This is a genomic window from Nostoc sp., from assembly GCF_036917415.1.
In the GTDB taxonomy this organism is placed as follows: domain Bacteria; phylum Cyanobacteriota; class Cyanobacteriia; order Cyanobacteriales; family Nostocaceae; genus Nostoc.
In genome coordinates this window covers 95,852-106,438 of record NZ_JBALDJ010000124.1, presented here as the reverse complement: position 1 = coordinate 106,438, position 10,587 = coordinate 95,852, and the positions used below count along the sequence as shown (strand labels likewise).

Sequence of the window (10,587 nt, the reverse complement as noted above, 5' to 3'; positions counted from 1 at the left end):
ATCTGTTAATTTAACTCGCAATGGAGCAGACATCTCGTAGAACCTGTTTTTTAGACCTTCTCTATCTTATATTTAATTATAACCACCTACTTATCTAATTATCAATGGAGCTTCAAACTGAAATTGATAAAGCGATCGCAGCTGTTGATTACCAGAAACTTCAAGCTGAGTTTCAAACTCAGAATGAATTGTTGGTGCTTGAGAACTTTCTCCCTAACTCCATCATCGAGCATTTCTTGGCGCTGTTGCCGTCTTTGCAACCTGCTATCAACCGCAACTATATTCCCAATCATAAAAAAGGCGGTAGTATCAGCCGCTATAGCTTAGACAGCCTTGCTCCGATTTTCGGAGAGTTTTATCAACTCAATACCTTTTTCGAGTTCCTGAACAAAATTACGGCAGAAAAACTCCTTCCCTGTCCTGATACCGATCCCCATACTTACGCGCTGTACTACTATACTGAGCCTGGAGATCACATCCAGTATCATTATGATACCTCTTATTATCACGGGAAACGTTATACAGTGTTGCTTGGTTTGGTTGACGACTCCTCCAGTAAGCTGGAATATCAACTCTACAAGGATATTCCTGAACGGGAAACTCAAACGCGATCGCTCTCTTTAACCCCTGGTACTCTAGTCTTATTCAATGGTGACAAACTTTACCACAGAGTTACTCCTTTGGGTGAAAATGAACAGCGCATTGTCTTAACTTTGGAGTACGTCACCGACACTCGCATGGGTATGCTAAAACGTTTTATCTCGAATATGAAAGATGCGATCGCCTATTTTGGTTTTCGCCAAGTGTTTCGCTCTTAGTACAGCATTTCATTAATTCGTAGCGAATTAAATTTGGCAATATCTTGCAATGCCAATGTTTCCCCTTGCATTGTTAATGTATCTCCCTACAATGCTAATGTTTCCCCTTGCATTGTTAATGCGTCCCCCTACAATGCCAATGCGTCGGCTACATTAAAAGCGCTACGTTTTTACGCAAAACTGTACTTAGCACCACCATATTGCATCTCTTCTTGTTTGATAAAGTGCTGTTAGGGATTTCCAAGAAATAAATTATCCCAAAAAACGAACCACAGAGACGCAGAGAACACAGAGAGAGGAGAGATTAAGAGGATTTTTGCGTCAGTTTTGGAATATTTTTTTATTTGGAAGTCCCTTAGCGGATAGCTAAGGTTAAGCCAGTGCTGAGTAAAAATACTCGTCCCTAGTCCCTAGTTCCTTTTTCATGTATGGCGGTGAAAAATTTTTTATTGGTACACTGCCTTGTTCGCTGTGTTAAGAATTAATTAACAAATATTGTCTTGAGCAAAAAACAGTCATTATAAAATACTGGGAAAATTTCCAGATTTTTTGGTATCTGAGCTACTGTTGGTGACTTGACGATGAAGGCAATTATCTTAGCTGCTGGCGTTGGACGACGCTTAGGTAAAGATGGGCAAATCCAACCCAAATGCTTACTGAAATTTAACGGTAAATCTTTATTAGAGCGCCATTTTAACTATCTCCGTCATTACCAAATTGATCGAGTAGTGATTGCTGTGGGTTATCAAGCACAAAGAATTCAGGATGAAATCAAAGCATTAGGAGCGGAAAATTGGGTCAGTACAGTTTATAATCCTGACTACACTAAAGGCAGTACGATCAGCCTTTGGACTGTACGTCAGCATTTAGTTGCTGGCGATGACATATTATTAATGGATGCAGATGTATTGTGCGATCGCCGCATCATCGAACGACTGGTGAACACAAATATCGCCAACTGCTTCTTACTAGATCGTGATTTTGAACCTGGGGACGAACCCGTGAAGCTTTGTGTCAGAGATAATTATCTAGTAGAGTTTCGCAAACAAGTAGCTCCTGGTTTATCTTACGATTTTGTCGGTGAGTCGGTGGGATTCTTTCGCTTTGGAAGTCCTGTTGCTCACCGTCTTGCTACTCGCACAGAACAGTATGTTGCAGACGGACGCGATAATGAACCTTATGAAGAAGTAATTCGGGATCTGCTTTTAGAAACTCCAGAAACATTTGGCTACGAAAACATCACTGGATTACCTTGGCTCGAAATCGATTTTCCCCAAGATATTCAACGTGCCCAAAACGATATTTTACCTCAGATAGAAGTCGCAGAAAATGTTTGAAAATACAGCAGTTTTCGTTTGGATGAAGTACAAAGTCACTAGTTTTGAGGCAGGAGGCAGGAGGCAGCTATGCTGGAGGGAGAAGAATAATTTAATTTTTGAGTCCTCGGTTTTGTACCTCACGCTTGTTGCAAACTGCTGTATCTTAAGAAAGAATTCAGGAGTCAGGAGTCAGAATTCAGGATGAATTAACGCATTTAAGACCTCAACTAAATATCCGATTTAGTGTTTAACAAGATAGTGGCAGATTTGAATCTTCTACTAACTAATTGATTCTGACTTCTGAATTCTGAATTCTTATTTTTATATAGGTTGAAAAAAGCAGAATAGATGCATCAAATATTTGCACCCATTAATACCGCTGCAAAATTAAATAAATGTGCCCAATTCCGGGTACTACTAGAATCGCCTCAACTCGACTTCATCATGGAAGCTCACAATGGGATTAGCGCCCGGATTGTGGAAGAGGCTGGATTTAAAGGAATTTGGGCGAGTGGACTAGCCCTTTCGGCTCAATATGGCGTTCGAGATAATAATGAAGCCAGTTGGACTCAAGTTGTAGAAATGCTGGAGTTTATGTCTGATGTCACCAGCATCCCGATTTTATTAGACGGGGATACTGGTTATGGCAACTTTAATAATATGCGTCGCCTGGTCAAAAAGTTAGAACAGCGAGGTATTGCTGGAGTCTGTATTGAAGATAAGCTTTTTCCCAAAACCAACAGCTTTATCAACGGGAGTCGCCAAGCTTTGGCTGATATTGATGAATTCTGCGGCAAAATTAAGGCAGGTAAAGATAGTCAGACAGACCCAGATTTTTGCATCGTCGCCCGACTCGAAGCTTTGATAGCCGGATGGGATCTCTCTGAAGCAATGCGCCGAGCTGAAGCTTACCACGCCGCCGGAGCAAACGCCATTCTGGTTCACAGTAAATCATCGCGCCCCGATCAAGTGCTAGCCTTTGCTAAAGAATGGGCGGGTCGTTCCCCGCTAGTGATTATACCGACTAAATATTACAGCACGCCTACTGATGTTTTTCGCAAAGCTGAAGTTAATTTGGTCATTTGGGCAAACCATCTGATTCGAGCTGCTGTTGCTAGTATGCAAGCGATCGCTCGTGAAGTTCAAGCCAGCGAAACTTTAATCAACATTGAAGATGATATTGCTCCCGTAAAAGAAATTTTCCGGCTACAGGGGGCGGATGAACTCCAAGAAGCTGAAAAACGCTATTTTAACAACGGACGACAACATACTCAAGCGATCGTTCTGGCTGCTAGCAGAGGCCAAGAATTAGCAGGATTGACGCAAGATAAACCAAAAGTAATGTTACCCCTTGGAGGTAAACCCCTACTCAGATTGTTGGTGGACAAATTCAAGAAACTTGCCATCAATGATATTACCGTTGTCGCCGGTTACAAAGCAGAAACTATCAATGTTCCGGGGACTAAAGTTATCCGCAACCCAGATTATGAAACAACGGGAGAATTAGCATCCTTAGCCGTAGCTCAAGCCAGCTTTGGCGAAGAAATGCTGGTGCTTTATGGCGATTTACTATTTAGAAGCTATATCCTGCGAGATTTATTAGAATGTCCCGGAGAAATTGTGGCTGTAGTTGATTCTGTGGCGAACAGCAAGTCTGTTAGCGGTTCGCCTGACTACGCCTATTGCTCAATTCCAGACGATCTTTCTCTGTTTGGACAGGATGTCAACCTGTTGAACGTTTCTAAAACAAGACAAACGCAATTTGAAAAGTCTAGCGGACGCTGGATTGGGATGCTGCGGTTGCGGAGTCAAGGTAGACAGTGGGTGAGTGAAGCACTCAATGAATTGCAAAAACGACCAGAATTTAACAGTCTGGGTTTGCCAGAATTATGCAATTATTTAATCGAGCAAGGCAAACCGATCAAGGTGCTTTATATTCGCGGTAACTGGTTAGATGTTAATTCTTTAGATGACCTTGACCTTGCTTTTCAATTAAAACAATAGGAGTGGGGTATTGGACATTGGGCATTGGGCATTGGGCATGGGGAATTGTGAGATTGAAGTTTCGAGTTCTGAAGCTCAGATTTTGAATTTAAAGCTCAAATAATAATCATTCCTCTTTAGTGCCCATGCCCAATGCTCGTCCATCGGTGAGCATATTTTATGCTCAATTCAGTAAATTTACTATTTGAATTTGATAGACTAAAAAATAATTAAGCTTCTAAACGAACTAGGATAATTATGGGTGGTTTAATACAAGATAAGCTAACAAAGCTAGCCTATGGGCGCATATTGAAAAACTCACGAAATAATATAATTTGGTCACAAGATAAGTTAGCTGAAAAGTGTTATATCTGTCGAAGGACTATAGTAGCAATTGAAACGGGAAAAACTCCTCCTAATCAAGCTCTTCGAGAGGCATTTGCCAAAAGTTTATCTAATCCTCTGCTAGAATACTTTCCACAGTACTCTATTAAACAATTTGAGCAGCGTTTAAAAGTAAGATTTAAATATGAGAAAGAAGCTATAAAATACTTTTTAAAAGTGTTACAAGCAAAAGATTTAATTAGTTTTAAAAAGGTTTTTTATTTATATAAAAAAGCATATCAGGAAAAAGATAATTCATTAATGATTGTTTTGGATGAGTATCTTCACACGCGTATTATGAATGCTCATCCTAATGAATATGCAAGAAGGTTAGTAGAACGATATAGACAAGATTATATGGATTTTTTCAAAATTTGGATTCCTCAACTAAAATTTAATATAAAAATTGGACAAAATGCAATTCATTTGGAAATTTTTCAAGCCATACTTGATCTAAACCAAGAAAGATTAAGTAACGCTATTGATTTACACTTAAATAATTCTCTTAATGATATTGAGCAAATTACAACAAAATTGCTTCAAAAAGAATAAAATCCTAGCTCTGAGTAGATTTTATTCTCATTTAAACCTTTTTGAAACTTAAATCATTTATTATTGTAAAAAGGTGAATTAGCTCGGAGTTATTATGAATAATCAAACTCAAAAAACATCAGTAAAATACAATAATAAAATTCAAAACTTTTTAATATTTCTACAAATTATTTTTTATTTAAGTGCAACAGGAAACGCTATATTGCAGATGCGAATTAATGCCAATCAGGATTCTAATGAAAATAGTCCCAAAAGTAGCGAGCCTGTCACCAGCAGCCATACAAGGTTTGAGATTTTTAGTAAGGAAAGGTTACAAAAATAAAATTGAGCTTTGACCTGAAAATCACTGTAAATTTTTAATTATGATCCAGGCAGAAGAATTTGTAGAAGCTGCGCGTCATCTTGGCTTTGGGTGGTACACTGGCGTACCCTGTTCTTTTCTCACGCCTTTTATTAACTACGTCATCAATGACGTTCAACTTAGATATATCTCCGCAGCCAATGAGGGAGATGCTGTGGCGATTGCAGCCGGAGCAGCAATTGCTGGTAAACCAGCTGTAGTAATGATGCAAAACTCTGGTTTGGGTAATGCAGTTAACCCCCTAACCTCCCTCACTTACATCTTTCGGATTCCACTGCTGCTGATTTGTACTTTAAGAGGCGATCGTCTATTGCAAGATGAACCGCAACATCAATTAATGGGGCAAATCACAGATAAATTGCTGCAAACAATGACTATACCTTGGGAATTTTTTCCCACAGACGCAGCAGAAATAGAACCCGTTCTACAAAGAGCCACAGCCTATATGCAACAAGAACGCTGTCCTTATGCTTTAATTATGCGTAAAGGAGCGATATCTTCGATGGGCTACGCCAACGCTCCCCATGCACTCACCCGTTCTTCTATCCCCGAACGAGAAAATAGTGCGATCGCTCATATTCAGCAAAGCTTTTTTTGGGATAACAAAGAACAACGCATTTCTCGCAGCGAAGCATTGGCTCGGATTGTGGAACTTACCGATCCAGAAAACACTGTAGTAATTGCCACCACCGGATACACGGGACGCGAACTCTTCGCCAGTAAAGACAGCGCCAATCATCTTTATATGGTTGGGTCGATGGGTTGCGCTTCCTCAATGGGATTGGGACTATCTTTAGCACGTCCAGACCTCAAGGTAGTAGTAATTGATGGCGATGGCGCAGCACTGATGCGAATGGGTAATTTTGCGACTATTGGCACTTATGGCGGTGCTAACTTGACCCATATTCTTTTAGATAATGAAGTCCACGATTCCACAGGCGCACAAGCCACCGTTTCTGCGGGTATCTCCTTTGCTAAAATTGCCGAAGCGTGCGGTTACGGCGTTACATTAGCCGGAGATGACCCCGCCCTTTTAGATGCCTTATTTACCGCAGATAGCGACACTAGACCTAAATTCGCTCATCTGAAAATCCGTCCCGGAACTTTAGAAAAGCTACCCCGACCCAACCTCACCCCGGAAGAAGTTTTGCAACGCTTCATGAAACACATTGGTAATTCGTAATTCGTAATTAATAAATTTAAAGCAGAAACTCTTAATTTATTAATGACAAATGACAAATGACCAATGACCAATGACAAATGACCAATGACAAATGACAAATGACCAATGACCAATGACAAATGACAAATGACAAATGACAAAATGATTTTACTAAATCCCGGCCCTGTTAATTTGAGCGATCGCGTCAGAAATGCCCTGTTGCGTCCCGATTTGTGTCACCGTGAGGTGGAATTTTCCCAACTTCAAAACAGAATCCGCGAACAATTACTTCAAGTTTATGGTCTTGGAAGCGTAGGCGTAGCCCGCCGTAGGCATCGCTGGGCAGCAGTTCTCCTTACTGGTTCTGGAACCGCAGCAATGGAAGCGATGATCAGCAGTTTAGTACCCACAGATGGGAAATTACTAGTAATTGAAAACGGTGTATATGGCGAACGACTATCTAAAATCGCCAAAATCCACGGCATTGATTACATTACACTTTCCCATCCTTGGAATGCCGAAATAGATATCAACACTTTAATCAAACTCCTGGATGAAAACACCGACATCACCCACCTTGCGATCGTCCATCACGAAACTACTACCGGTCGGCTCAATAATTTAGCGGAACTTGCGCCAATTTGCCAAGAACGCAGTATCAAACTATTAGTAGATGCAGTTAGCAGCTTTGGTGCTGAGGAACTAAATTTTGCAGATTGGGGAATCACCGCTTGCGCTGCGACAGCGAATAAATGTCTGCATGGTGTCCCCGGAGTGTCCTTTGTCATCCTGCAACGGGATGCACTGCCCTCAATAGACACCATCCCCCGCACCTTATATTTAGATTTAGCAACCTATTGCCAGCAACAAGACCGAGGTGGCACACCTTTTACGCAATCAGTACAGACATTTTATGCCCTAACAGAAGCTTTGCAAGAAATGGCAGAAGCCGGAGGTTGGCGTGCTAGACACAGCCATTACAACCAACTTGCTAGCTTAGTTAGAGACGGGTTAGCCTCAATCGGAATTAAACCCCTACTTCCTCTTGGCAGTTCATCCGTTGTCTTGAATGCCTACTATTTGCCAGACGGTTTCAGCTATGAAGAATTTCACGACCAACTGAAAGCACGGGACTATATAATTTATTCTGGACAGGGAAATTTAGCTCAATCTATTTTCCGAGTCTCGACAATGGGAGCTATTACCCAAGCCGACATGGAACGCTTTGTTGGCGTTGTTAAACAAATAATTCGTAATTTGTAATATCGTGTCTGCTTGATTACTTCTGAAGAACCCCACCCCGCCAAAGCTACGCTTTGTCTCCCCTCCCGAAAAGCCTACGGTGTACACACAAGTCTGAAATAGCTGATTATCCAAGGTTTTACCCCACCCTAACCCTCCCCTTAGAAAGGGGAGGGAACTAAATTTCCTATTTCCCCCCAATAAACGGGGGTATTAAGGGGGGTAATTCGACTTGTGTGTACACCGTAGCCCGAAAAGCGGGGAGCGGATTAAGGGGTGGAGTCTAATGACTGTGGTGTGGTCAGCATAACTAAATTATGCGGACATGAACGATATTACGAATTATTTTAACAGGGCATTAAAGCATCAAATCTCCCTAGTACTGCCATATCTTCTTCATCTAACTCCGTCGGAATCCCACTGCGAATTAGTTCCGAAAAGTCTTCATTGGGAATCATCACAGTTAACGTGTACAAGCGAGTGGAACCAGTATTTTTAATCAAATGAGTACCAGTGGGAGGCACTAATAAACTATCTCCAGCTTTGATTGTGGCACTCTTACCGTCACATATAGCGATCGCTTCCCCTTTGAGGACGAAAAACATTTCCACCGCCCACTGATGGCGATTTGGGGGTGTTTGTCCACCAACATCAAAAATTTCTATGCAGCAAGTCAAAGAAGTATTAGCATTTGTCGAATCAAAGATAATTGCTAATCGATTAGAGGCGTCGGGACTGATACGATATACTTGGTAATCTTTGCTAGATTTGATAACCGGAATTACACAACGAGTAGTGTACATTTATTTATCCCCTCTGAAGTTATCGATAGGTATGAAAATTCCTAAAATCCGAGTCCTGAATATTGAATTGTTAGTTGTATCTCTAAATCACAAAATCACTAATTATTTTTAACTCCTCACTTCTCACCATTTTGCAGCGCTGTTAAAATTCCTTGCGAGTTAGTGACAAAACCGAAGCATTGTTTGACATTATACAATGTCGCCTGCCAACAATATTCAGGAGAAGTGGTAGCGGCGCAATCTTTAACCAACACGCAGTCATATCCTAAGAAATTGGCATCACATAAGGTAGCTAGCACACATTGATCGGCATTAACACCAGCAAAAAATAATGTTGTCCTTCCCAAATTCCGCAAGATACTATCTAATGGAGTATCCCAAAACCCACTCATGCGGTATTTATCCACACGAATATCTTCGGGAATTTGTTCTAGTTCGTCTACTACTGCCGCGGCCCAACTACCTGCCATGAGTACTCTAGCACCATTGCTTGGTAGTGGATCGCCCAATCCCACACCTTCTCCTGTGGGATTATAGACATGGCGCGAACTAGCACTAATATTGAGCAAGTCGGGACGATTCCCCCAATTTACCCAAATGACTGGAACACCAACTTCACGCAGTTCGGGAAGTAAGTTGTTCAAAGGTTCAATGGGCTGACGCGCCGGAGTTACATCCACACCGATATGCGCTAACCAGCCATCAGGGTGACAGAAGTCGTTTTGCATATCAATGACGAGGATAGCAGTTTTTGCTAAGTCTAGGCGCAGGGTTTTAGTTTCTGTTGATAAAATAACGGGTTGTGGGGTCTTTTGAGGACGAGTGATATCTGCGATCGCATCATTCACTGTCCACGCATTTGGTGCAACTCCCAATGTCCGTAATGGTAAATTCATAAAATCGCAATACCCAACACCATTTTCTATTTTGTAACTTGAAATTCAGTTGAGAATACAATTACTTAATCAAGGTTAAATATGCTAGATTTCACCATCCAGAATGTTTTGATTGCCGTTGGTGATGATTATGCAACGGTAGATGTACAGATTGTAGATGGTGCGTTAGCGTTCGCGAAGCCTCTCGTAGAGAAGGCATCGCTGCTATTGCCGCCCTGCCATAGATGGCAAAAATAAGCTATTGCTACCTGGCTTTTTCAACGCCCACACCCACTCATCAGAGATGTGGCAGCGAGGAATCATGTCAACGTTACCTTTAGAATTATGGTTGGCAAAACTGTATGATTTTGCTCCCTTCGATCCCGAACAGGTTTATCTCAGTGCTTTGGGTACTGCGGTGGAAACTTTACTTGCCAGCGGAACGAGTGTGGTAGATTGTCTGGTGTTAATCCCCAGACTTGAGTTAAAAGCGATCGCCATTGCAACTCGCGCTTACACAGAAGTGGGAATTCGCGCCTTTATTGCCCCCTTAATTCAAGATGAATCCCTCAGCGCAGGTATCCCATCTGGGGAATCAGTCCAAAATCATGAACCTTCTTTTCGTTCAACTGCGGCAACATTGGAAATTATCGAAGAGGCGGTACGACAATTTTATCGTCCAGATGAGGGTGTAAATATTTTAGTTGCACCAACGGGGATACAATTGTGTACTGATGCTTTATTTGATGCGTTATGTGCCTTTTATATGGCTGTGCTTTTAAAATAATTGGGTATTTGAGCGATGTCTATAACGGGCGTAGCTGTGGCGTAACTTTTTAACTACTTATATATGAATTTATTTGACTTTTTTCAAGCCTAATTTGACCTGCTTAATTTTATTTCTACAGCATTAGCATTTACCTATGTAAAAATAAATCGTACTTTATCTGTCTATCGATATGGACTTTGTACGTAATTTAATTCTGTTTCTGAATCAAAGTGGGTGATGTATCAAAAAAATTATCTGTCATCCAGGTTATGTAAATAATTTTTTCTTACAAGTGATAAATCCGGGTTTATCCAAGCTA

At 41.2% G+C, this 10,587-nt stretch carries 9 protein-coding genes and 1 pseudogene; 8 read left to right on the top strand and 2 right to left on the bottom strand.

The window, feature by feature from the left end; genetic code table 11:
* Positions 1-104 precede the first annotated feature (104 nt).
* From V7K41_RS30770 to V7K41_RS30740, 7 genes are all read left to right on the top strand, one after another.
* On the top strand, positions 105-818 hold the full coding sequence (locus tag V7K41_RS30770) for a 2OG-Fe(II) oxygenase (protein WP_334854299.1): 714 nt from the start codon (positions 105-107) through the stop codon (positions 816-818).
* A gap of 581 nt (positions 819-1,399) precedes the next feature.
* The gene (locus V7K41_RS30765) at positions 1,400-2,155 is read left to right on the top strand and encodes a phosphocholine cytidylyltransferase family protein (RefSeq protein ID WP_334854298.1); all 756 of its coding nucleotides are present in this window, start codon (positions 1,400-1,402) and stop codon (positions 2,153-2,155) included.
* Between the two features lie 330 nt (positions 2,156-2,485).
* Entirely contained in the window at positions 2,486-4,141 is a 1,656-nt protein-coding gene (gene aepX / locus V7K41_RS30760) for a phosphoenolpyruvate mutase (RefSeq protein ID WP_334854297.1), read from the top strand.
* 237 nt (positions 4,142-4,378) lie between these two features.
* Complete coding sequence (locus V7K41_RS30755; protein WP_334854296.1) at positions 4,379-5,056, top strand: FCD domain-containing protein; 678 nt, start codon at positions 4,379-4,381, stop codon at positions 5,054-5,056.
* Between the two features lie 94 nt (positions 5,057-5,150).
* Positions 5,151-5,378, top strand: coding sequence for a hypothetical protein (locus V7K41_RS30750; protein WP_334854295.1), 228 nt, complete (start codon positions 5,151-5,153; stop codon positions 5,376-5,378).
* A 40-nt stretch (positions 5,379-5,418) separates the two neighbouring features.
* Positions 5,419-6,600 (top strand): phosphonopyruvate decarboxylase, encoded by a 1,182-nt coding sequence (gene aepY / locus V7K41_RS30745; protein WP_334854294.1) that lies wholly within the window; start codon positions 5,419-5,421, stop codon positions 6,598-6,600.
* A gap of 126 nt (positions 6,601-6,726) precedes the next feature.
* Positions 6,727-7,842 carry a 2-aminoethylphosphonate aminotransferase gene (locus V7K41_RS30740; RefSeq protein ID WP_334854293.1) on the top strand — a complete coding sequence of 372 codons (1,116 nt, stop codon included), beginning with the start codon at positions 6,727-6,729 and terminating at the stop codon, positions 7,840-7,842.
* Positions 7,843-8,168: 326 nt separating this feature from the next.
* Here V7K41_RS30740 and V7K41_RS30735 read toward each other — a convergent pair whose 3' ends face one another.
* Complete coding sequence (locus V7K41_RS30735; RefSeq protein WP_334854292.1) at positions 8,169-8,624, bottom strand: cupin domain-containing protein; 456 nt, start codon at positions 8,622-8,624, stop codon at positions 8,169-8,171.
* Positions 8,625-8,740: 116 nt separating this feature from the next.
* Positions 8,741-9,520: a cysteine hydrolase family protein gene (locus V7K41_RS30730; protein WP_334854291.1), complete on the bottom strand. Its 780-nt coding sequence runs from the start codon at positions 9,518-9,520 to the stop codon at positions 8,741-8,743.
* 81 nt (positions 9,521-9,601) lie between these two features.
* Between V7K41_RS30730 and V7K41_RS30725 the strand changes: the two are divergent.
* Positions 9,602-10,247, top strand: a pseudogene (locus V7K41_RS30725) (amidohydrolase family protein); the annotation flags it as partial.
* Positions 10,248-10,587 lie beyond the last annotated feature (340 nt).

Excerpts from the sequence above, each read along its gene's own strand:
- V7K41_RS30770 (WP_334854299.1), top strand. The coding sequence starts at position 105 with ATGGAGCTTCAAACTGAAATTGATAAAGCGATCGCAGCTGTTGATTAC.
- V7K41_RS30765 (WP_334854298.1), top strand. The coding sequence starts at position 1,400 with ATGAAGGCAATTATCTTAGCTGCTGGCGTTGGACGACGCTTAGGTAAA.
- aepX (WP_334854297.1), top strand. The coding sequence starts at position 2,486 with ATGCATCAAATATTTGCACCCATTAATACCGCTGCAAAATTAAATAAA.
- V7K41_RS30755 (WP_334854296.1), top strand. The coding sequence starts at position 4,379 with ATGGGTGGTTTAATACAAGATAAGCTAACAAAGCTAGCCTATGGGCGC.
- V7K41_RS30750 (WP_334854295.1), top strand. The coding sequence starts at position 5,151 with ATGAATAATCAAACTCAAAAAACATCAGTAAAATACAATAATAAAATT.
- aepY (WP_334854294.1), top strand. The coding sequence starts at position 5,419 with ATGATCCAGGCAGAAGAATTTGTAGAAGCTGCGCGTCATCTTGGCTTT.
- V7K41_RS30740 (WP_334854293.1), top strand. The coding sequence starts at position 6,727 with ATGACAAATGACAAAATGATTTTACTAAATCCCGGCCCTGTTAATTTG.
- V7K41_RS30735 (WP_334854292.1), bottom strand. The coding sequence starts at position 8,624 with ATGTACACTACTCGTTGTGTAATTCCGGTTATCAAATCTAGCAAAGAT.
- V7K41_RS30730 (WP_334854291.1), bottom strand. The coding sequence starts at position 9,520 with ATGAATTTACCATTACGGACATTGGGAGTTGCACCAAATGCGTGGACA.